Origin of the sequence: Mesorhizobium denitrificans (assembly GCF_003403035.1) — a bacterium.
Lineage (GTDB): Bacteria > Pseudomonadota > Alphaproteobacteria > Rhizobiales > Rhizobiaceae > Mesorhizobium_G > Mesorhizobium_G denitrificans.
Window position 1 is genome coordinate 175,827 of record NZ_QURN01000002.1, and the last position, 20,586, is coordinate 196,412.

A 20,586-nucleotide genomic window follows, 5' to 3' on the forward strand; every position below is an offset into this window, starting at 1 on the left:
ACTATCCATTTACCCGTCGCGCGTCGCTCACGATTGGCGAATTTTTAAGCTCAGAAAGGAGTTGATTGAGGTGCTTGAGATGCCAGACCTCAAGATCGAAAATCATTTCGCTGAAATCCGGCGCCGTGCGCCCCATCGACAACGCATGGATATTGGCGTCGTTGTTCGCGATTATCTGCGCTATTTCCGCCAGAGAACCCGGTGCATTGATAGTGGTGACGGCAACGCGCGCGGGGAATCGCTCCTTCATCGCCTCGTCAATATCCCAACGCACATCGATCCAGCGGTCGGGCTGATCGTCGAACGCAGTCAGCGACGGCGACTGGATGGGATAGATGGTGATGCCAAGGCCAGGCTGAATGATGCCGACAATGCGGTCGCCAGGCACAGCGCCCTCCGGAGCGAATCGAACCGGCAGATCGCCCCGCACTCCACGGATTGGTAGCGGTTCCGCCGCCTGCTCATCCGCTTTTCCCTTTTTGGCAGCGCGCCCGGGCATTTTGAACAACATGCCCGCAGCATTGCGTATGTTGAACCAGCCCTCTTCACGCTGCTTCGGCGCTTGTGGGCCAATGCGCTCTTCCTTGTAATCGGGGAACACGGCTTTCAGGACATCGGTTGAAGCGAGTTCGCCGCGCCCGACAGCGGCGAGGACATCCTCAATGTCCTTACGCGCCAAACGATGCAGCACTGTCTTGATACGGTCCTTGTCGAATGTCCGCCCTGCCCGCGCGAAAGCGCGCTCGAGAATTCTGATACCCAAGCCGGAATATTGCTTGCGAACTGCGGTCTTGGTCGCCCGGCGGATGGCCGCGCGGGCCTTGCCCGTCACCACCATATGCTCCCACGCAGCGGGCGGAACCTGCGCGTCGGAACGGATGATTTCTACCTCATCGCCGTTTTTAAGCTCGGTCATGAGCGGCATAATGCGGCCGTTCACCTTTGCGCCAACGCAGGTGTTCCCGACATTGGTGTGCACCGCATAGGCGAAGTCGATTGGCGTTGCGCCGCGCGGCAAGGCGATCAGCATGCCCTTTGGCGTGAAGCAGAAGACCTGATCCTGAAACAGCTCAAGCTTTGTATTCTCAAGGAAATCTTCCGGATTATCGCCTTCGGACAATTGCTCGATGGTGCGCCGCAGCCAGCCATAAGCGTTCGTGTCCTTCGATATGGTAGGCGCCGCGCCGTTTGTCTTGTCCTTGTAGATGGCGTGAGCCGCGACGCCATATTCGGCGATGTCGTTCATTTCGCGCGTGCGAATCTGAAGCTCGATGCGCTGCCGCGATGGACCGACGATTGTCGTGTGGATCGACCGATAGTCGTTCTGCTTAGGTGTCGAAATGTAGTCTTTGAACCGCCCCGGAACCATCGACCATGTGGTGTGGATGAAACCGAGCGCGCGATAGCAATCGTCGATGGTGTCCACCATGACGCGGAAGCCGAAAATGTCCGACAATTGCTCGAACGAAAGCGCCTTCGCTTCCATTTTTCGAAACACTGACCAAGGCTTTTTTTGCCGGCCTTTGACGCTCGCATTCAGGCCGTTCTTCGCAAAGAGGTCAGAAAGTGACTGCTCGATACCGGCGATGACGCTCTTGCTGCGCTCGCTAAGCTCAGCAAGACGGGCGGTGACGGTGCGATATGCATCGGGGTTGATGGTTCGAAAAGCAAGGTCCTCAAGCTCTTCGCGAACTCCCTGCATACCCATGCGCCCGGCGAGCGGCGCGTAGATTTCCATCGTTTCTTCCGCAATGCGCGCACGCTTTTCGACCGGCATATGATCGAGCGTGCGCATATTGTGGATGCGGTCTGCAAGCTTGACCAGCAGCACGCGGATGTCGTCGGAAATCGCCAGCAGCAGCTTGCGCAGATTTTCCGCCTGCTCGGCCTTCTTGGACACAAGATCCAGCTTTTTGAGCTTGGTTAGCCCTTCGACCAGCTTGCCAAGTTCAGGCCCAAAAAGCTCGTCGATTTCCTGACGCGTCGCTGACGTGTCCTCAATCGTATCATGCAGCAGCGCAACGGCGATGGTCGCCTCGTCCAGATGCATATCCGTCAAGATTGCCGCAACTTCGAGCGGGTGCGAGAAATAGGGATCGCCAGATGCGCGCTTCTGGTGTCCATGCTTTTGCATCGCATAGACATAGGCCTTGTTGAGCAGCGCTTCGTTTACTTCGGGCTTGTAGCGCTGGACCCGCTCTACAAGCTCGTATTGGCGCATCATGATAGTATTCTCGGCAGTCTAAAAATGGATCATGCGCCGCATCGACCGATGCCGCGCATGACACATGTATCTATACAATTAAGCGTGCGGAAGAGCCGCGCATAACAAGTAATTAGAAATCGTCACTTTTTTCTGGAGCAACGAGACCTTCGATACCCGCGAGCAATTCTTCTTCGCTCATGCGGTCGAAAGTGACGTTGTCTTCATCGGCAACCATTTCAACGCCTTCCGTCACAGCCTGCTCCGGCAGCTCGGGAGCTTCAGCTTCTGGCTCGTCAACTTCCACATGCTTCTGCAGCGAGTGGATGAGGTCTTCCTTCAGATCTTCTGGCGCGAGCATTTCGTCTGCGATTTCGCGCAGAGCTACAACCGGGTTCTTATCGTTATCGCGCGGCACGGTGATAGCTGCGCCCTGCGAAATAAGCCGTGCGCGATGGCTGGCCAAAAGAACCAGTTCAAAGCGGTTGTCGACCTTGTCGATACAATCTTCAACAGTAACGCGGGCCATTTAGCGCCCCTTTCTTCACGACGTTCTTGCGGAGGAAAACGCGCACATAGCCCGCCTACTCCAAAAATTCAAGTATCGAGCAAATGAAAATGACGCATTTTGCCGCCTTGTTTTTGCCAAGAACCAAGCCAATTTCTCAAGCTGTGAATGATGCGACCGACCACATATTTCTTTCCTCAAACATCGTATTGTTCAGTGCATTTCAAAGGAAACTATATTGATGTTCGATTCTCGTGAACGGATCGCCCTTTTTATCGACGGTGCAAATCTTTACGCCACTTCACGGTCGCTGGGTTTCGACCTCGATTACCGCAAGCTGCTGACCTATTTCCAAAAGCGCGGATATTTGCTGCGTGCCTATTATTATACGGCGCTGATCGAGGATCAGGAATATTCCTCAATTCGCCCGCTGATCGATTGGCTGGACTATAATGGCTACCGGGTCGTAACCAAACCTGCCAAGGAGTTCACCGACGCGGCGGGGCGGCGCAAGATCAAGGGCAATATGGACATCGAGCTGACGATCGACGCGCTCGAATTGTCCGAAGTGCTTGATCATTATGTGATTTTCTCCGGCGATGGTGATTTCCGCACGCTGGTTGAAGCGCTTCAACGCAAGGGCAAGAAAGTCAGCGTTGTGTCCACGATGGCTTCGCAACCGCCAATGATCTCTGATGATCTGCGCCGGCAGGCCGATCACTTCGTCGACCTGACCAGTCTTCGCGCGGAGATTGGGCGCGACCCGAACGAACGTCCGCAGCGACGCGTTGAACACTCCGAAACGGCCGAAGACTTCTAAACCTCGCAATGACTTCCATTGCTACTCCAACGGAGCCAGATCGCGATTGCGCAATCTGCCCCCGGCTTCATGATTTCATTGCGGGCTGGCGACTGCGCGAGCCTGAATGGTTTAATGCGCCCGTGCCAACCTGGCTGCCGGAGGGAGGACTGGAAGAGGTCCGGCTTTTGATCGTTGGCCTCGCGCCGGGACTGCGTGGCGCTAACCGAACCGGACGCCCCTTCACCGGCGACTATGCCGGCGACCTGCTCTACTCAACGTTGACGAGTCTGGGCTTCGCGGAAGGTACATTCAAGGCGCGACCTGACGACGGGCTTAAGCTTAAAGGCGCAGCGATAACGAACGCCGTGCGATGTGTCCCGCCTGAAAACAAGCCGGTTGGCGCCGAAATTTCAGGCTGCCGCCAGTTTCTCTCGCCAACGATCGACACGTTTCCGAACCTGAAGGCGATCGTCACGCTCGGCTCCATCGCGCACCAATCCACCATACGCGCGCTAGGTGCACGTGTCGCGGCGCATCCATTCAAGCATGGCACACGCTCTGAGGTCGGCAACAGGGTGGTTTTTCCGAGCTATCACTGCTCGCGCTACAACACCAATACCGGCGTTTTGACGCCGGAAATGTTCATCAATGTTTTCAAGAATGTCCGGGCATTTTTGGGAGATTGATCCACAGGCACAACGCCCGGCAAAAATTTGTGGCTTTCACAACGCATATCGGGGTGTATTATCGTGTGAGGTGAGGGGCCACGGGAGGGTTGCTGTGGCCGACATATCTTCAACGATGAATAATTGTCCAAGGGAACTCGTGAGGCTGGCGCTGCTCGACTTCCTGCCTGGCGCTGTTGTTTCGACCCGCGCTACCATACTCAATGTTCGCGAGCGCGCGCCGGAATGCGCGGCGTCAGACACCGAACTTGTCGATTTCATAATTTCCGCAGCGACTGGACACAGCATGACGATTGAATTCGATCATGCTGATCCGGCCTGGAGCGATCAGAGCCTATAGGTGCGTGCTGTACTGCTCTGGGTTCAGCGGCTTCGGCTTGAAAGCGATTGTTGGCTTTGACGCAACCTGCTGACGACGAACAGCTTTTTTCGGCGTCGGCTTGATAGCCAATGCCGGATGTTTCTGCCGGCGCAACCAAGTGGGCATGAATTCCGTGACGAAACGATCTGCAATCGACATCGACCTATCCTCCCGATAGACGTTACGACGCATCCACTGAAAGGCGTATTATACGCCTCCTAAAGACGACATGCTATTAAGTTTGAGCGTAAGCGCCTTCACCACCATCACATTGCGGTGAAAGAATGGCGCGGTGAAAGAATGGCGCCACGGAAAGAACGACGGGCTAGCCGCGCTCCTTCATCAGGCGACCGCGCTCACGCGCCCAATCGCGCTGTTTCTCGGTTTCGCGCTTGTCGTGAAGCTTTTTGCCGCGCGCAATGGCGAGCAGCAGCTTAGCCCTGCCCCGGTCGTTGAAGTAAATCTTCAACGGCACCATCGTCATGCCTTCGCGCTCCACAGCTTGCCCCAACCGAGCCATCTCGCGTTTGCTGACCAGCAGTTTGCGGTGCCGTCTCGGCTCGTGGTTAAAACGATTGCCTTGAAGATATTCCGGCAAATAGGAGTTGATCAGCCAGATCTCACCACCCTCAAGCGACGCATAGGATTCCTGAATATTTGCATGGCCGCCGCGCAAGGATTTGACCTCGGTGCCTGTCAGCACGAGGCCCGTCTCGATTGTATCGAGAACTTCATAGGAAAAGCGAGCCTTGCGGTTTTCCGCAGCGACCTTGTTGTTTGGATCTGATTTCTTACCCGGAGCCATGCTGGACAGATGGGCTCGAAGCCCTAATTGATCAAGCCGGCGTGCTTCATCGCCGCGTCGATCTTCTCCGCCGTTGCGGCTTCGATTGTGACCAGCGGCGAGCGCACGACGTTTTCCAACTTGCCGAGACGCGACAGTGCGTACTTCGATCCGGTGACGCCCGCTTCGATAAAGATGGCTTTGTGGAGAGGCATGAGCCGATCCTGCAACTCAATTGCCTTCTTGCCGTCGCCGCTAAGCGTCGCTTCCTGAAATTCAGTGCAGAGGCGGGGCGCGACATTGGACGTGACCGAAATGCAGCCAACGCCACCATGCGCGTTGAACCCAAGCGCGGACGCGTCTTCGCCGGATAGCTGGATGAAATCCGCGCCACAGGTCATGCGCTGTTCAGAGACACGTTCCACCTTGCCGGTAGCATCCTTTACGCCGACGATGTTCTTGAAATCGTGAGCCAATCTGCCCATCGTTTCGGGGGTCATATCAATGACGGAACGCGGGGGAATATTGTAGATGATGATCGGCAGCCTGGTCGACTTCGCGACGGCCGCGAAATGCTCATACAGTCCGCGCTGCGTGGGCTTGTTATAGTAAGGCGTGACGACGAGAGCCGCATCAGCGCCTACCTCCTCCGCGAACTTGGCAAGGCCGACGGCTTCGGCAGTGTTATTCGAACCGGCGCCGGCTATGACGGGCGCGCGACCCTTGGCGACTTCTACACAGGTCTTAACAACCAGGCGATGCTCTTCATGCGTCAGCGTAGGCGACTCACCGGTTGTTCCAACCGGCACGAGGCCAACGGTGCCCTCGCTGATCTGCCACTCGACGAACTCACGAAAAGCTTTGAGGTCAAGCGCGCCGCTCTTGTCGAAAGGCGTAACCAGCGCGGTGAATGAACCTCTGAACATCTGTTGTCCAAGCTCCTGAAAACAAAGGCGGCGCCCACTGCGCCGCGTTCGGCCTTCTAACGCAATCTCTTGCGCCACGCCACAGCTTTGACATACGCCTGAGTGATGTTTCCCTCGTTTTAGGCGTTTGCGGACACGCTTGAAGCGGACGAGGTTGTATCGAAACATGGATTATCGCTGGGTGGCAGGCATTGGCCTTGTTGCCGTGCTGGGCGCGGGAGCGATCACGCTCGCCCCCGGTAAACCAGCTGAAGGAAGCCTTCCGCCCGAAACGCTCGACCGCATCACGACAGCTGTAGTTGCGCCTGTCGAACCCAAACAAGATCGCCTACCCGCACAAATATCCGACACGCTGGACCAGCTATCCAATGGATTGTCTGCTCTCAGCTCGAAGCAGATTGATGCAGCTATTCGCACTCGAGATGAGCTGCCAAGCAGTTCGCTTGATCGACACATATTGTCTTGGGCGATAGCGCTTTATGGCGGAAGCGGTGTTCCAAGTGCAGAAATTGCGGCTACCTCCGACCAACTTGCGGATTGGCCCGCCGCTGATGATCTGCGCGCAAATTTCGAACGCTCCCTGCTTGCGGAAAATCCTGAGCCGGAATCAGCCTTTAAAGCGTTCGCAAGCCGCCCGCCGCTATCGGTTGACGGCGCAATAGTGCTCGCTCGCGCACAATTAGCTCGCGGGGATCGTGAAGCTGCGCGACGCGCGCTTTCGCCGTTTTGGCGGTCCGGCAAAATGGATGCACGCGACGAGCTTATTGTCGTGAGGGAATTTTCCGACATTCTGACGGTGGACGATCATCGCATTCGCATGGAGCGCTTGCTGTATGAAGGCGATGCAACAGCGGCAGCGCGTGTCGCTCCCCTCGCCCATGCGGAAGCCCTGAATAAAGCATGGAGTGCAGTTCTTTCGGGGTCTTCGAACGCGCAAAAATTGCTGGACGCCGTGCCAGGCGATCAGCGCTCGCCAGGCTATTCCTTCGCTAAAATCAAGCTCTTAAGAAAGGCGAACAAGCTTTCTGCTGCTGCCGATTTGATGCAGAAAGCGCCTGATGATGCCAATGCTCTGATAGACCCAAGCGCTTGGTGGACCGAGCGGCGTCTGCTTGCGCGCAATCTTTACGATGCGGGCAAGATCAAGCTCGCTTACACACTTGTTGCCGAACACGCCGCGCAGACGCCTCAGGACATGGCAGATGCCGAATTTGCCGCCGGCTGGTACGCGCTGCGCGGGCTGGACGATCCGAAAACAGCGAAAGCGCATTTCGGGCGCATTGCAGCGCTTGCTGAAGGGCCGATCACGCGCGCGCGTGCTTATTATTGGCTCGGGCGAGCAACGGAGGCTGCAAGCGACCCCGACGCGAAGCGGCATTTTGAGGCTGCGGCACGATATGGCACGACATTTTATGGTCAGTTGGCCGCTGCACAAATCGGCAGTCCCGCACTGAACCTTAGCGCGCCGACGCCTTCCGAGGCTGACCGCGCGCGATTCGATAAGATGGAGGCGGTGCGAGCCATCGATCGGTTGGAAGCTGCAGGCCAGAAGAAATATGCCTATCGTCTCTATCTCGATCTGGCCAAGCAACTTGCGACCCCCGGTGAAATTGCGCTGCTTTGCGCGCGTGCCGAGCAATCCGGCAATCATTTCGTGGCACTTAAAGTGGCCAAGGCTGCGACGCAGCGAGGCATCGAAATCGGTGCTCTGTCGCATCCGATGGGTGTCATTCCCGACGATACCGACATTGCAGGAGCCGGAATGGCGCTGGCTTACGCCGTTGCGCGGCAAGAGAGCGAATTCAACACTGGAGCCGTGTCTGGAGCGGGAGCGCTCGGACTACTCCAGTTAATGCCGGATACGGCGCAGGAGATGGCGAAGAAGACCGGCCTCGCCTATTCTCAACAACGGCTGACTGTCGATCCGGCCTACAACGCCACGCTGGGCGCGGCGATGTTAAACCAACAACTTCAACGGTTTAACGGCTCCTACATTTTGACATTTGCGGCCTATAACGCCGGTCCTCGCAGGGTCAGCCAATGGATTTCACGCTATGGCGACCCGCGCGGAAAACCGCTGGATGAGGTTGTGGACTGGATTGAGAAAATTCCATTCTCCGAGACACGAGCCTATGTGCAGCGCGTTCTAGAAAACTACGAGGTCTACAAGATGCGTCTGACCGGCCATTTCGACATCGTGGCCGACCTGACTGATGGGCGAAGTGGGCCGACAGTCGAGAATTGACCAAGCCGCAACCGCGCCTTAGCACTGCAATGATGCAGACGGAGAAGGCGATGGACGCGCAGCTCGGATTCAATGATTTCTTCTATAAGGTTCCCGATGGATTGACCCTCCACGCGCGGATTTATGGCGAGAACAATAACGGAGCATTACCTGTTGTCTGTCTTCCGGGGTTAACCAGAAATGCTCGTGATTTCCATCAGTTAGCATACTTTCTTGCGAATGTTTCCCATCCAAAGCGGAGGGTTATCTGCTTCGATTATCGCGGTCGCGGACTGTCAGATCATGATCCAGATTGGAAGAAATACGACGTCGGCGTGGAGGCTGGCGATATTCTCGCAGGGCTGGCGGAACTCGGTATCTCCAAGGCAATATTTATAGGCACATCGCGTGGCGGGCTCATTCTTCATGTGCTTGCGGCGGTTCGGCCCGATCTACTGGCTGCGGTTATTCTCAATGATATCGGTCCGGTATTGGAGCCCGCAGGGCTTGCGCTGATCAAATCTTATCTGAGCACCCCTTCGCTCAATCCCGCGACATATCAGGCTGCGGCTTCCGTTCAAAAAACAGTTCACGGCACAGCTTTTACGGCGCTTGATGAATCCGACTGGCTCGATATGGCTCACGCTATCTATCGCGAGATTGGCGGAAAACTGCGACCGGATTTCGATCCGGCCTTGCTCAATGGACTGGCTGCGCTTGATCTTTCCAAGCCGCTTCCAACCCTTTGGCCGCAATTCGATGCGATGGTCGAAATTCCTGTAATGGTGATCCGTGGTGCAAACTCTTTGTTGCTTTCGGCTGAAACCGTTATGGAAATGCAGCGCCGGCACCCAACATTACAGGCTGTGACAGTCGACGGACAGGGGCACGCCCCCTTCCTTCACACCAGCGGACTGGCCAAGCGTATCGTCGAATTCATAAAAGACATGTGATAGCGCACGAAAAATAGCGCAATTGGCTCATTGCAATGCGCAAACAAAAAGCCCGGCGGAAACCGCCGGGCTTTTCTCTATCAGCTTATCAGCCGATTAGAAGTTGCGCTGGAAGCGCAGGAAGCCGCCGAAGCCTTCAGCACCCGGAGCGTCGTTGTCGATCGTGCCGTAGTCGGTGTAGGTGACTTCAGGAATGATGTGCAGGCCCTTGACGATTTCGTAATCGACGTTAGCTGCAACACCCCAGTCGCCATCAAAGCCGTCGAGGCCTTCAGCGTAGTCGCCCTGAATGTTGAAGGTAGCCTTTTCCGAGAACTTGTAAGAGCCACCGGCCCAAACAGCCCAGTTACCATTCCAAGGCTTGTAGTTGCTGTAGACCCAATCGTCGTCGGTGCCGTAGCCAGCCATTACGAAGAGCGACAGAGCGTCATTGACGTTCACGTCGAGGCGAGCCTTGGCAGCCCACTCTTCATAAACGCTGTCGTAACCGACAACACCCGTGATCGCGCCCCAGCCGCCAGCATACTTCGCGCCGCCAACAACGTGCGGCATGTAGCTGTCGATTTCGTAATCGGAACCAGCTTCACCGGTTTCGAGCGAGACGATTGCCGAGAAACCGTTGCCAGCGTCAAACGTGTAGCTGACGAGGTTGGTGTCGAACGGACCGTAAGGCACCAGATCGTCGGCGATGACGCCGCCGGCATAGCCCGGGAAGGTCGTGAATGCGGATTCGTCCTTACCAACGCGGAAACCACCGAGCTGGATCCAGGCGAAGTTCAGCGAAGTCTGCGTTCCAACCTGATCCGTATACTGGAAACGGGTTTCGGTATAGGTCGACAGGGTACCCATCTCGGTTTCCGTGCCGGTCCAGGTACGGAGCGAGAGACGAGCGCGCTTGTGATAGGTGTCGTTCTCCGAACCGTCCGTCTTGTCGGTAACGGTGTGACCGCCGTAAGGACCGTCACCAACGCTCATGTCGTAACGGACATAGCCGCCGATGCGCAGGCAGGTTTCGGTACCAGGAATATAGAAATAGCCCGTGCCGTACGTGTCGCAGACGCGGACATATTCCATCGGTTCCGGCTCGGCGACGACTTCAACAGCGTCGGCAGCGCGAGCACCGGAAACTGCGACGAGAGCCGCAGCTGAGCCGAGAAGAAGGCTCTTGATGTTCATTTTCTGACCTCCAGTCAAAAGTTAAATACAGGGTCTGGGTCTTATCTTGGCTGAAGGACAGCGTTCCCTGCCCCATCCCCACTTTTGAAAAAGACGCGTGAACGCCCCTTCTTCGATGCAGAGATTTACCGAACCGGGCAGGTAGTTCAACAGCCGTCACACCTTTATAGGCGGGCTTATTCACCCTTCACCGAGCGCTGTTGCACAAAGGACACGTTTTCGACCGGGTCATTCATAATTGAGTAAGAAAATGCCTCTGGGAATCATCGAAAATTACAATGCGCAGATGAAATCAAGCTCTATCGCTGTGCTTTACTGTGTTCTGCGCAGCGATTTTTGCCAAGTGCCAACGTAAAAACAAAAACTGTCGATTCGGCGTTATCTTTGGATTCCCTTATTGATTGTCTCATCTGATTTCTTTATCCACCGCGGCACCGGAGAGGTGGCCGAGTGGTCGAAGGCGCTCCCCTGCTAAGGGAGTAGAGGTCAAAAGCTTCTCGTGGGTTCGAATCCCATCCTCTCCGCCATTTCCTGAAATTGCCCCTATTTATTGGCGTTGCGCGCACCGGGTTGAGGCGCGAGGCGCGTTTTGCCCGATCTTCCGGCGTAGCCCAGGGTGTTGGTTCGGCTTTACGAGGTTCGATTCTGACTGGAGGTCAGAAAATGAACATCAAGAGCCTTCTTCTCGGCTCCGCTGCGGCTCTCGTCGCAGTTTCCGGCGCGCGCGCTGCGGACGCTGTTAACGTTGCAGCAGAACCGGAACCCGCAGAGTACGTTCGCGTTTGCGACACCTACGGCACCGGCTACTTCTATATCCCCGGCACAGAAACCTGCCTGCGCATCGGCGGCTACGTCCGCGTTGATTTCGGCATGGGCGATGGCCCTTACGGTGGGCACGAGGTTAACGGTGATGATACCTATCACAATCGCGCTCGTCTTTCGCTCCGCACCTGGACCGGCAGCGAAACCGAACTTGGTACTCTGTCGACCTTCACTGAAACCCGTTTCAACTATCAAGACGAAAACCACGGTGCCGGCATTGATCCGATCACGCTGAACTTCGCATGGGTTCAGCTTGGTGGCTTCCGTGTTGGTAAGGACGAATCGGCCTTCACGACCTTCGCTGGCTACGCTGGCGGCGTCATCGCTGACGACATGATCGCCTATGGCAACTTCGACACCAACCTGATCAGCTACACGCTTGACGCAGGCAATGGCTTCTCGGGCATCATCGCTCTGGAAATGGGCGAAGCTGGTTCGGCTTACGAAATCGACAGCTACATGCCGCACGTTGTTGCTGGCGCGAAGTATGCTGGCGGCTGGGGTGCAGCTACTGGCGTATTCGGCTATGACAGTGTCAACGAAGAATGGGCTGGTAAGGTTCGTGTGGACGTAAACGTCAACGAGCAGATTTCGCTCTTCGTCATGGGCGGCTACGGCACCGAAGACAACGGCTCATCCAACAACTACAAGCCGTGGAAAGGCAACTGGGCTGTTTGGGGCGGTGGCTCCTTCAAGGTCAACGACAAGGCAACCGTCAACGCACAGGTTTCGTATGACGAAGGCAATGGCGATGATGGCGACCTGGCCGTTGCAGCCAACGTTGACTACGAACTGGTCAAGGGCCTGCACGTGATCCCGGAAGTCACTTACAGCGACTACGCTGGTGTTAATAAATCGGCACCGGACAGCGAAGGTTTCGGCGGCTACCTCCGCTTCCAGCGCAATTTCTAATATGATTATGGCTATTTGCACAAATAGCTAATCAAACGGAGGCTCGGCTTCATGTCGGGCCTTTTTTGCTTTCGAGAGACCCGCAACCAACACGCAAACAAGGATGAATGCCGGAGTAAATAGAAAAGAATGGTGCGGCTGGCTTTTGCCAGACGCCGCGTTTGCAACCCAGAGTCATGGAATCTGCACGGAGCGCTGACTATTGCGTGCATGCATGAAAAAATCTGCGACCGAGTTCGGATTTGCGTGGGGCGATTCCGTCTCCTCAGGCAATGCAGGATACGAACTTCGCTATTCGCAGAGTCATATCCGCGAAGTTGAACAGTTTTCGATTTCTGAGCTGTTTGATCGCTATAAAGACCTTCTCTGGGCCGAAGGTAAGCACAAATACAATGTCTCATCGTTTATTGGCGAGATAAATGAGATATTGCTCGGCAAACGCTTCAGCACATTCGATCAGGAGACGGTGGACAGTCTAATCATTGCTTTGCGCCAACGCGGCAACAGCAATGCGACCATCAATAGAAAGATGGCCGCGTTAAGCAAGTTGCTCCGCAAGGCCAGTAAGATGGGCAACATTCACAGTTTACCTGAATTTCGTCGCCAAAAAGAAGGCGCGGGACGAATCCGCTTCTTGGATTTCGACGAGGAAGATCGACTGTTCTCCGCGATCCGAGTCAAAAGCGAAGATGCGTACCGACTTTGTATTTTCCTTGTCGATTCGGGCTGCCGGCTTGGCGAGGCAATCGGCCTGATCTGGAATGATATCCAGGATCATCGCGTGACTTTCTGGATAACGAAGTCTGGGCGCAGCAGAACGGTGCCGCTCACAGAACGCGCGGTCCAATCAATCGTCCTCCCGCCGCCGCCTGACCCCATTCACCGTCGCCCGCGCGGCCCGTTTGCCATGCTCGATCAAGCGCGCTTCCGCGCCATCTGGAATGAGGCGAAGCTTGAAGTTGGTCTCGGGACTGACGATCAGGTAGTGCCGCACGTGCTTCGACACACCTGCGCATCACGTCTGGTTCAGGGCGGAATTGACATTCGCCGTGTGCAGATGTGGCTAGGACATCAAACGTTGCAAATGACCATGCGTTACGCGCACCTCGCAACAAGCGATCTCGACCGGTGTGTGGCCGTGCTCGAAAGGCAAAATCTGGCTCCGCATATTCCGGCGGCAATCTACGCCTAGTTTCGGAAACCAGTTCGCCACTCGCCAAAAACCTGCGGCTCGTCTGACGCGCTTCCGCGTTTCACCAAGTTGGTGTAACGCGGGAGCCTATCCTGTCCGGACAGAACGAGAGGCCTTATGACCGCGAACACGCCCCGCTTCACAAAAATTGCGGCTGGATTGCCGTCAACAGTGCCGTTTGTCGGACCTGAAGCGCAAGAACGCACTCGCGGGAAACTTTTCCGGGCGCGGATCGGAGCCAATGAAAACTGTTTTGGCCCTGCCCCATCCGTGATTGCCGCGATGCAGTCCGCCGCAGGCGAGATGTGGAAATATTGCGACCCCGACAATTACGAACTGAAGCAGGCGCTCGCCGCACATTTGGGACTGAGCGCTGCCAATGTTGTTGTTGGCCAAGGGATCGACGGCCTGTTGGGCGTTGCGACACGCCTGTTTGTCGAGGATGGCACCCCGGTCGTGACTTCATTGGGGGCCTATCCGACCTTCAATTTTCACGTAGCGGGATCGGGTGGCAGGCTCGTCCTTGTCGAATATGAGAACGATAAAGAAAGTTTAGGCACACTGCTCGAAGCCGTACGACGCGAGAACGCGCCACTCGTTTATCTGTCAAACCCAGACAACCCGATGGGTAGTTGGTGGACTTCGAACGAGATCGTCGAGTTCATGTCTGCCCTGCCTTCAACGACGATGCTGCTGCTTGACGAAGCCTATGGCGAAACCGCGCCCCAAGGTGTTTTGCCTCCGGCTAATCTCATTCGGCCCAATGTTTTGCGCTTCCGAACATTCTCCAAAGCCTATGGCCTCGCTGGTTTGCGATGTGGCTATGCATTTGGTGATGCTGACGTGATCGCGAATTTCGAGAAAATGCGCGACCACTACGGGGTCAACAAGATGGCGCAAGTCGCGGGGCTGGCCGCGTTGCACGATCAGGCCTACCTGAAAAAAGTTGTTGAGCGGATCGTAGCGGGACGGAGGCGCATTGCAGAAATCGCAGTTGCCAACGGGTTGGTCCCGCTACCCTCAGCTACGAACTTCGTCACCATTGATTGCGGCAGCGATGGCATTTTCGCGAAAAAGGTACTGGATGGACTGCTTGCCCGCGACGTCTTCGTGCGCAAGCCCATGGCTCCGGGCCTCGATCGCTGCATTCGTATCAGTGTCGGGCTGGATTATGAGTTGGACATTTTCGCTGAAGAATTGCCTAAAGCGCTAACCGCTGCGCGTAGCTGACCTGAACTTCAGTTCGGCAACCGATGGCGGCGATTGATCGTCTCCGGCCTGCCCGGAATCGACAGGCTGGTGTCGCGGCGCGTTTTTTCCGCGACTACCTTGCCCTTTGAAATCACGCACAAGCGGTCTGGCCGCAGCCGAATTGCTTCGATTGGGTCGCCAGCATCGATAATCACGAGGCTGGCGCTCTTTCCAGTCTCCAATCCAAGATGGTCTAGCCCCATGATGGCGGCGTTGACGTTCGTAACCATGTCAAAGCAACGGCGCATGTCGTCTGGCGACGACATCTGCGCAACGTGCAGTCCCATGATGGCGACATCCAGCATGTCGGCCGTTCCCAGCGAGTACCAGGGATCGAGTACGCAATCCTGCCCCCAGCCGACACGGATGCCGTGTTTCAGCATTTCCGGGACGCGCGTCATTCCCCGTCGCTTCGGATAAGTGTCGTGCCGTCCCTGCAGCATGATGTTGATGAGCGGATTCGGAATGACCGAAACCTGCGCCTCGGCGATGAGCGGCAGGAGCTTGGACACATAATAATTGTCCATGGAATGCATGGAGGTCAGGTGCGAGCCAGCCACCCTGCCCTGCAAACCAAGTCTCTGCGTTTCATAGGCAAGTTGCTCGATCTGGCGGGACAATGGATCGTCCGTCTCGTCGCAATGCATATCCACCATCAACCCGCGTTCGGCCGCAATTTCGCAAAGCTCCGTCACCGAGCGGCGCCCGTCCGCCATAGTGCGTTCAAAATGCGGTATGCCGCCGACAATATCGACGCCCATATCCAGCGCGCGAATGGTGTTTTCGCGCGCGTTTGGCGAGCGGTAGAGTCCATCCTGCGGAAACGCCACCAACTGGAGATCGATATAGGGAGCGACCTCGCGACGAACGTCGATGAGAGCCTCGACAGCAAGCAACCGGTCGTCGCACGTGTCCACATGCGTGCGGATGGCCAGCAGCCCCATCGAAACCGCCCAATCGCAATATGCGAGCGCGCGACTTTTCACTGCTTCGTGGGTCAGCAAAGGCTTCAACTCGCCCCAAAGTGCGATGCCTTCCAGCAATAGACCGGAGGCATTTATGCGCGGAATCCCGTAGGAAAGCGTCGCGTCCATATGAAAATGGGGATCGACAAAAGGCGGTGAAACGAGATTGCCCGTCGCGTCTATAACACGCACGGCTTCGCCTTCTATCCGCGGTTCAATCGCGGTGATTTGGTCGCCCGATACGCCGATGTCGGCAATGCGGCCGTCAGGTAAAGTTCCGCCCTTAACAAGAATGTCGAACGCCATTATCGATTCCCGGTTAGCATGCCGAGGTTAGAGCAATCATCTGTCAGCAAACAAGCGGCGTCACCAATTTGCAAACGAGGCGCGGAAGATGGAATCAATGCCCTTGGCGTCTATGGGCTTCGGCGCGCCCACCAAAAGCCGCTGCTGTTTGAGCGCCCCTTCTACGAGCGCTGGAATATCGGCTTCTTCATAACCGAGTGCTGCAATGCCTGATGGCGCGCCGACATCCCGCATGAGATCGATCAGCGCGGAGGGCAATGAATCCGGACCCGGATCGGCAATCGATGCCCCGCGTAACAATTCTGCGGCCTTGATGTGCTTTTCGGGCGCGGCATCGAATGTGTATCTGAATGCGGCCGGTGCAGTGACGATTACCGAGAAACCGTGCGGTATGAAATTGTGAGTCGTTTCATAGCCTTCCGCGCGATACTTATGCTTGAGGCCCGCCAGCGGATAGGCGCAGGCATGGGGTATGTGAACACCCGCTGTGCCAAAACCTATGCCTGCCATTGTTGCACCAAGCATCATCGTGCCGCGCGCCTCAAGATCATTTCCACTTTTCACTGCGCGCCGCAGAAATTGCCCGCCGAACTCGATTGCTTTCAGCGACCAAATGTCGGCGATGGGGTTACTGCCCTGATATGGCGGACGATCATCCGGCGTGGCCGGTTTTGGCCGCGCGTCAAACGGCTTTGAAATGTAAGATTCGACGGCGTGACAGACGACATCAAGCCCACACGATGCGGTAACGGCGGGCGGCGTCGAGCGCGCAAGTTCAGGGTCCACGATAGCCAGCGCGGGGCGCAAATAGCGGTGTGAAATACCGGTTTTGATCTTCAGCTCAGGTATGTCGAGAATAGCGACAGTTGTTGCCTCCGAACCGGAGCCGGACGTTGTTGGAATGGCAATGAGCGGAGCGAGCGGCGACTGTGGTTTACGGCCACCGCCCACGGGCGGATTGACGTAATCGATGATCTCGCCACCGTGGGTGGATATCAAATTCGCGACCTTTGCAGTGTCGATCGTTGAGCCGCCACCCAATGCGATAAAGCAATCCGGGCGCATCGCTGCAGCAAAGCGCGCTGCTTCGCCAAAGGAGTCGATAGTTGGCTCGACCGAGATGCGATCATAGACGGTGATCGGAATGCCCGCACGCGCGAGGATCTCTGCCGCCCGGTCGATTATTCCAAGAGAACGCAAGCGCGGATCGGCAAACAGCAGGGGCTTTTTCAGTCCGAGGCGATTAAGCTCCCAGCCTAACTCTTCAAATGCTCCGTTGCCGAATTTGAGATTGGCGCTTTCGAGCGAAAAAACCGCTTCATTGTTTTGACCGTTCATTGCGCCAAATTACTCCGCTATTTCGGCCTAATCCATGCATAGCTGAAACTGTAAACGTCGCCCGGCTTCCCATAATTATAAGGGGGAGCGATCATCCCTATTTGCCATTCTGCATCTCGCAGACGCGGGTCGATTTGTACCCATTGCCTAAAGGCAGCAGTGGGCTGCGGCGCAGGCGTACCGTCTATGTTTCGCCAGATGGCCAGCCACGGGTGATCAGCGTCGAACGGATAGCCGGCGCGCGAAGGCGGGTATGCTGGCGCGACGACAGGGACGTTTGGTGTGTGAAGCCTGATATTGCCCGGAAGATAGGAATCCGGCGTCACGATAAGCGCGGGCGCAACATTGCTGCTTGCGAGAATCTCCTGCACCGCCGGGCCATAGGGAACGTGCTGTTTGCCGTAGTGCTCCATCGCTCCGATAGATGTATTCCGCGTGTAAAGCGTGGTCGGTATCGCAACCATGATCGCGAGCGCGATTGCTGCCATCCGCCTCGGCGCCTGTGCAATGGAGACACCCGAGGCCTCCACTTTGAGGCAGAGATAAAGCGGCAAGAGGAAGAAAAACGGTATTAGCCAACGGCTTTTGACGTTGCTGACGCCAGCAAAAAGCACCATCAGCACGAGCGCGATAACCAAGCCCACGAACATGCGCTCAAGCAGGCGCGTCCACTGGTTCTGGGCGCGCCAAGCGGAAGGCAGATCGCGCCCGAAAATGATCAAGAACAAAAGGAGTGTGGGTGCTGCGGTGCCCAACAATGCTTCGGTAAGCGAGGATAGGCCCTGCCACACCTGAACGATCCAGCTGGACGACGCGTCCATCGTCAATTTTGCGACGGTCTTGGTGGTGGCGCGCGACCAATTATCGATAAACCACCATGCATGGGGCGAAATGACGAGCGCACCTAAAACCGCCGAAATCGCAATTTTTGGATCGAAAACGCGCCGACGCATTTCGCGATCCGGCAATGCTGCAAGGATCGTTACGATTGGAAACAGAATGAAGTTGTATTTCGAGATCGCGCCTATGCCGGCCGCAATGCCGGTTAGCGCGTAGTTCAGCGCATTGGGCTTTTCTACCGTACGAACGAAGCAGTAGAAAAAGAGACTTGCAGCAAAAAGAGCTGCAACCGTGTGGGTTAGATCGCGCTGCGTTTCGTAGCTGATCGTTGGAATTGTGAGCAAACCAAGCGTTGCGATGGCCGCAAGCGATTGGTTTTTCAACATTTTGGCCGCAGTCAATCCGAATGTCAGATAGCAGCAGAACAGCACAATATTCTTGAGCACGGAGAGCGCCGCCAGCGAACTGCCGAACAGATGCACCACCCCATATTGCAGCCAATTGTAAAATGGCGGCTGCGAGTCGATTCCCGGAAAAAGCCATTGCGAGAGGTAAAGCTGGTGCGCCTCGTCATACTCAAGCGAGGCGGGCTGGTTCAGCCGCACAACAACATTCGCCGCGAAATAGACCGCAAGGAGAATGAAAACCGCAGACTGGCTGCGGCCTAGCCTATCAAGAATTCCCAACATTAGATTCGTACACTGCACGCACCGTATACACATCCCCGCCGCCGTTCGAGCGCACCAGCATTTCGGCGACTATGCCGGTCGTTATCATCTGGACCGCACCAAGGAACAGCATGACAGCGACCAACAGCATGGGGCGGGTGCCAATATCCTCGCCAATAATGAAGCGCACGACAAAAAGGTAGAGGAACATAAGCGTGCTTATTGCGCCAAATACGAGGCCGATCGTGCCGAAAAAGTGGCCCGGACGCTGGCGGAAGCTCATAAAGAAGAGCACCGAAAACAGGTCAAGAATAACGCGTGAGGTGCGTGATATCCCGTATTTCGACTGACCGAATTGCCGCGCATGATGGTGCACCACCATTTCACCAATACGGCTTGTGGGTGTGACGCTCGCGACCCATGCGGGAATGAAGCGGTGCATGCCGCCCATAATGCGCACCTGCCTGACAACACTGGTGCGATAAAGCTTCAAACCGCAGCCATAGTCATGGATGTGCACGCCAGTCACCTTGCGGATCAGCCTGTTTGCTATCCACGAGGGGATCAGCCGCAGCATCAACCCGTCCTGACGCTCCTTGCGCCAGCCGCAAACCATGTCGAGATCCTGCATTTCCAGGATGTCGATCATTGCCGGAATATCGCGCGGGTCATTCTGGAGATCACCGTCGAGCGTTGCGATCAAGCGCCCCCGCGCGGCATCTATGCCCGCCTGCAAACCAGAAGCCTGGCCGAAATTTCGTTGCAGCTCGATGATTCTAAGCTTCACACCGGGTCGACCAAGAAGCGCTCTTGCACGCTCTAAAGTTGCATCCGTAGACCCGTCATCGACAAGGATAAGTTCCCACGGCTTTCCAAAATCCTTCAGCGACTCGCAAATGCTGTCAACGAGCGGAACTACGTTTTCCTCTTCGTTGTGCACTGGTGCGAGCACGGAAAGCTCAATCGCCTCAATGGCTTGACCGCTAGGCCGAGTTGGAACGTGATGAACTTGCAAAATTACTCCGACAGGTTCGACATCCGGCGTTTCGTGTTAATGCAGGCGGCGACAGGACGCAACTACACACCGACCTACGATTGTAGTGACATATCGAGAGAAATATTTTGGGAAAAAGCGCGATCACTCTAATTACGATTGCGGTGATCCTCGCCTATGCGCTGTTTGTGGAGTGGGCATGGGGTTGGGCGAGCATTCTGCAGGGCTGGCAGGCCGTCGGCTTGGGTGCCGTGCTCGGCGCAGTGGCGCTTCTGGTCTCGACTTATTTTGTGCGCGCGCACCGGATTCACGACTATTTTCCGAACGAAACGCGTGGCCGGTTCTTCTGGCTGTTTCGCGTCACGCAAGTACACAATCTGCTCAACACGATGCTTCCATTCAGGCTGGGTGAAACAAGCTTTCCTCTGCTTATGCGCAGCGAATTTGGCGTGCCGGTTGCACGAGGCGCAGCTGCACTTCTGGTCATGCGCCTGCTCGACATGCAAGCGCTACTTGCCGCTGCGGGGATCGGCTTGGTGTCTCATACAGGCTATACGTGGTGGGCGTGGGTCCTATGGCTCACGTTCCTTATCGCTCCGGTTCTGCTTTTTCCGTTGCGCAATGTGGTGATGCGATCTGCGGACAACGTCTTGCCCGCGCGGCTTTCCCATATCG

At 56.1% G+C, this 20,586-nt stretch carries 19 protein-coding genes and 1 tRNA gene; 10 read left to right on the plus strand and 10 right to left on the minus strand.

Annotated features, from left to right (window positions below):
• Window position 1: 1 nt before the first annotated feature.
• Both DY251_RS03380 and rpoZ read right to left on the minus strand, forming a co-directional pair.
• A complete protein-coding gene (locus tag DY251_RS03380) occupies window positions 2-2,224 on the minus strand; it encodes a RelA/SpoT family protein (RefSeq protein ID WP_116622437.1) in 2,223 nt (740 codons plus the stop codon).
• A gap of 112 nt (window positions 2,225-2,336) precedes the next feature.
• Window positions 2,337-2,732 carry a DNA-directed RNA polymerase subunit omega gene (rpoZ, locus tag DY251_RS03385; RefSeq protein WP_116622438.1) on the minus strand — a complete coding sequence of 132 codons (396 nt, stop codon included), beginning with the start codon at window positions 2,730-2,732 and terminating at the stop codon, window positions 2,337-2,339.
• Between the two features lie 220 nt (window positions 2,733-2,952).
• Here rpoZ and DY251_RS03390 point away from each other — a divergent pair, with 220 nt between their 5' ends.
• The 3 genes from DY251_RS03390 (at window position 2,953) to DY251_RS03400 (ending at window position 4,539) form a co-directional block, all read left to right on the plus strand.
• Complete coding sequence (locus tag DY251_RS03390) at window positions 2,953-3,531, plus strand: LabA-like NYN domain-containing protein (RefSeq protein ID WP_116622439.1); 579 nt, start codon at window positions 2,953-2,955, stop codon at window positions 3,529-3,531.
• A gap of 8 nt (window positions 3,532-3,539) precedes the next feature.
• Window positions 3,540-4,199 (plus strand): uracil-DNA glycosylase, encoded by a 660-nt coding sequence (locus DY251_RS03395; RefSeq protein ID WP_116622440.1) that lies wholly within the window; start codon window positions 3,540-3,542, stop codon window positions 4,197-4,199.
• A 94-nt stretch (window positions 4,200-4,293) separates the two neighbouring features.
• A complete protein-coding gene (locus tag DY251_RS03400; RefSeq protein WP_137113470.1) occupies window positions 4,294-4,539 on the plus strand; it encodes a hypothetical protein in 246 nt (81 codons plus the stop codon).
• On the opposite strand, the gene DY251_RS03405 is transcribed toward DY251_RS03400, so the two are convergent.
• From DY251_RS03405 to dapA, 3 genes are all read right to left on the minus strand, one after another.
• Entirely contained in the window at window positions 4,534-4,719 is a 186-nt protein-coding gene (locus DY251_RS03405) for a hypothetical protein (protein ID WP_116622442.1), read from the minus strand. The genes DY251_RS03400 and DY251_RS03405 overlap by 6 nt on opposite strands.
• A gap of 166 nt (window positions 4,720-4,885) precedes the next feature.
• Window positions 4,886-5,365 carry an SsrA-binding protein SmpB gene (smpB, locus tag DY251_RS03410; protein ID WP_116622443.1) on the minus strand — a complete coding sequence of 160 codons (480 nt, stop codon included), beginning with the start codon at window positions 5,363-5,365 and terminating at the stop codon, window positions 4,886-4,888.
• Between the two features lie 23 nt (window positions 5,366-5,388).
• Window positions 5,389-6,270 (minus strand): 4-hydroxy-tetrahydrodipicolinate synthase, encoded by an 882-nt coding sequence (gene dapA, locus DY251_RS03415; RefSeq protein WP_116622444.1) that lies wholly within the window; start codon window positions 6,268-6,270, stop codon window positions 5,389-5,391.
• A 166-nt stretch (window positions 6,271-6,436) separates the two neighbouring features.
• Between dapA and DY251_RS03420 the strand changes: the two genes are divergently transcribed.
• Complete coding sequence (locus tag DY251_RS03420) at window positions 6,437-8,515, plus strand: lytic transglycosylase domain-containing protein (RefSeq protein WP_116622481.1); 2,079 nt, start codon at window positions 6,437-6,439, stop codon at window positions 8,513-8,515.
• Window positions 8,516-8,565: 50 nt separating this feature from the next.
• Window positions 8,566-9,447, plus strand: coding sequence for an alpha/beta fold hydrolase (locus DY251_RS03425; protein ID WP_116622482.1), 882 nt, complete (start codon window positions 8,566-8,568; stop codon window positions 9,445-9,447).
• Between the two features lie 96 nt (window positions 9,448-9,543).
• Here DY251_RS03425 and DY251_RS03430 read toward each other — a convergent pair whose 3' ends face one another.
• Window positions 9,544-10,623, minus strand: a complete 1,080-nt coding sequence (locus DY251_RS03430) for a porin (RefSeq protein ID WP_116622445.1) — start codon at window positions 10,621-10,623, stop codon at window positions 9,544-9,546.
• A 436-nt stretch (window positions 10,624-11,059) separates the two neighbouring features.
• On the opposite strand from DY251_RS03430, the gene DY251_RS03435 reads away from it, so the two are divergent.
• From DY251_RS03435 to DY251_RS03450, 4 genes are all read left to right on the plus strand, one after another.
• Window positions 11,060-11,150: transfer RNA gene (locus DY251_RS03435), tRNA-Ser, on the plus strand.
• Between the two features lie 136 nt (window positions 11,151-11,286).
• Window positions 11,287-12,357: a porin gene (locus tag DY251_RS03440; protein WP_116622446.1), complete on the plus strand. Its 1,071-nt coding sequence runs from the start codon at window positions 11,287-11,289 to the stop codon at window positions 12,355-12,357.
• Window positions 12,358-12,571: 214 nt separating this feature from the next.
• Window positions 12,572-13,549 carry a tyrosine-type recombinase/integrase gene (locus tag DY251_RS03445; RefSeq protein WP_116622447.1) on the plus strand — a complete coding sequence of 326 codons (978 nt, stop codon included), beginning with the start codon at window positions 12,572-12,574 and terminating at the stop codon, window positions 13,547-13,549.
• 117 nt (window positions 13,550-13,666) lie between these two features.
• On the plus strand, window positions 13,667-14,779 hold the full coding sequence (locus tag DY251_RS03450; RefSeq protein WP_116622448.1) for a pyridoxal phosphate-dependent aminotransferase: 1,113 nt from the start codon (window positions 13,667-13,669) through the stop codon (window positions 14,777-14,779).
• 8 nt (window positions 14,780-14,787) lie between these two features.
• Here DY251_RS03450 and DY251_RS03455 read toward each other — a convergent pair whose 3' ends face one another.
• The 4 genes from DY251_RS03455 to DY251_RS03470 are packed head-to-tail and all read right to left on the minus strand — an operon-like array spanning window position 14,788 to window position 19,932.
• On the minus strand, window positions 14,788-16,071 hold the full coding sequence (locus DY251_RS03455; RefSeq protein WP_116622449.1) for an amidohydrolase family protein: 1,284 nt from the start codon (window positions 16,069-16,071) through the stop codon (window positions 14,788-14,790).
• A gap of 60 nt (window positions 16,072-16,131) precedes the next feature.
• Window positions 16,132-17,409 (minus strand): hydroxyacid-oxoacid transhydrogenase, encoded by a 1,278-nt coding sequence (locus DY251_RS03460; protein ID WP_116622450.1) that lies wholly within the window; start codon window positions 17,407-17,409, stop codon window positions 16,132-16,134.
• 17 nt (window positions 17,410-17,426) lie between these two features.
• The gene (locus DY251_RS03465) at window positions 17,427-18,938 is read right to left on the minus strand and encodes an ArnT family glycosyltransferase (RefSeq protein WP_158553213.1); all 1,512 of its coding nucleotides are present in this window, start codon (window positions 18,936-18,938) and stop codon (window positions 17,427-17,429) included.
• Window positions 18,922-19,932, minus strand: a complete 1,011-nt coding sequence (locus tag DY251_RS03470) for a glycosyltransferase family 2 protein (RefSeq protein ID WP_425373273.1) — start codon at window positions 19,930-19,932, stop codon at window positions 18,922-18,924. Before DY251_RS03470 ends, DY251_RS03465 begins: the two co-directional genes overlap by 17 nt.
• A gap of 107 nt (window positions 19,933-20,039) precedes the next feature.
• On the opposite strand from DY251_RS03470, the gene DY251_RS03475 reads away from it, so the two are divergent.
• Window positions 20,040-20,586 (plus strand): lysylphosphatidylglycerol synthase domain-containing protein (locus DY251_RS03475; protein ID WP_245415842.1); only part of this gene is annotated, 547 nt, incomplete at its 3' end.

Bases quoted from the DNA above. Each gene is read 5' to 3' on its own strand.
- DY251_RS03380 (WP_116622437.1), bottom strand. From the start codon at position 2,224: ATGATGCGCCAATACGAGCTTGTAGAGCGGGTCCAGCGCTACAAGCCC.
- rpoZ (WP_116622438.1), bottom strand. From the start codon at position 2,732: ATGGCCCGCGTTACTGTTGAAGATTGTATCGACAAGGTCGACAACCGC.
- DY251_RS03390 (WP_116622439.1), top strand. From the start codon at position 2,953: ATGTTCGATTCTCGTGAACGGATCGCCCTTTTTATCGACGGTGCAAAT.
- DY251_RS03395 (WP_116622440.1), top strand. From the start codon at position 3,540: ATGACTTCCATTGCTACTCCAACGGAGCCAGATCGCGATTGCGCAATC.
- DY251_RS03405 (WP_116622442.1), bottom strand. From the start codon at position 4,719: ATGTCGATTGCAGATCGTTTCGTCACGGAATTCATGCCCACTTGGTTG.
- smpB (WP_116622443.1), bottom strand. From the start codon at position 5,365: ATGGCTCCGGGTAAGAAATCAGATCCAAACAACAAGGTCGCTGCGGAA.
- dapA (WP_116622444.1), bottom strand. From the start codon at position 6,270: ATGTTCAGAGGTTCATTCACCGCGCTGGTTACGCCTTTCGACAAGAGC.
- DY251_RS03420 (WP_116622481.1), top strand. From the start codon at position 6,437: ATGGATTATCGCTGGGTGGCAGGCATTGGCCTTGTTGCCGTGCTGGGC.
- DY251_RS03425 (WP_116622482.1), top strand. From the start codon at position 8,566: ATGGACGCGCAGCTCGGATTCAATGATTTCTTCTATAAGGTTCCCGAT.
- DY251_RS03430 (WP_116622445.1), bottom strand. From the start codon at position 10,623: ATGAACATCAAGAGCCTTCTTCTCGGCTCAGCTGCGGCTCTCGTCGCA.
- DY251_RS03440 (WP_116622446.1), top strand. From the start codon at position 11,287: ATGAACATCAAGAGCCTTCTTCTCGGCTCCGCTGCGGCTCTCGTCGCA.
- DY251_RS03445 (WP_116622447.1), top strand. From the start codon at position 12,572: ATGAAAAAATCTGCGACCGAGTTCGGATTTGCGTGGGGCGATTCCGTC.
- DY251_RS03450 (WP_116622448.1), top strand. From the start codon at position 13,667: ATGACCGCGAACACGCCCCGCTTCACAAAAATTGCGGCTGGATTGCCG.
- DY251_RS03455 (WP_116622449.1), bottom strand. From the start codon at position 16,071: ATGGCGTTCGACATTCTTGTTAAGGGCGGAACTTTACCTGACGGCCGC.
- DY251_RS03460 (WP_116622450.1), bottom strand. From the start codon at position 17,409: ATGAACGGTCAAAACAATGAAGCGGTTTTTTCGCTCGAAAGCGCCAAT.
- DY251_RS03465 (WP_158553213.1), bottom strand. From the start codon at position 18,938: ATGTTGGGAATTCTTGATAGGCTAGGCCGCAGCCAGTCTGCGGTTTTC.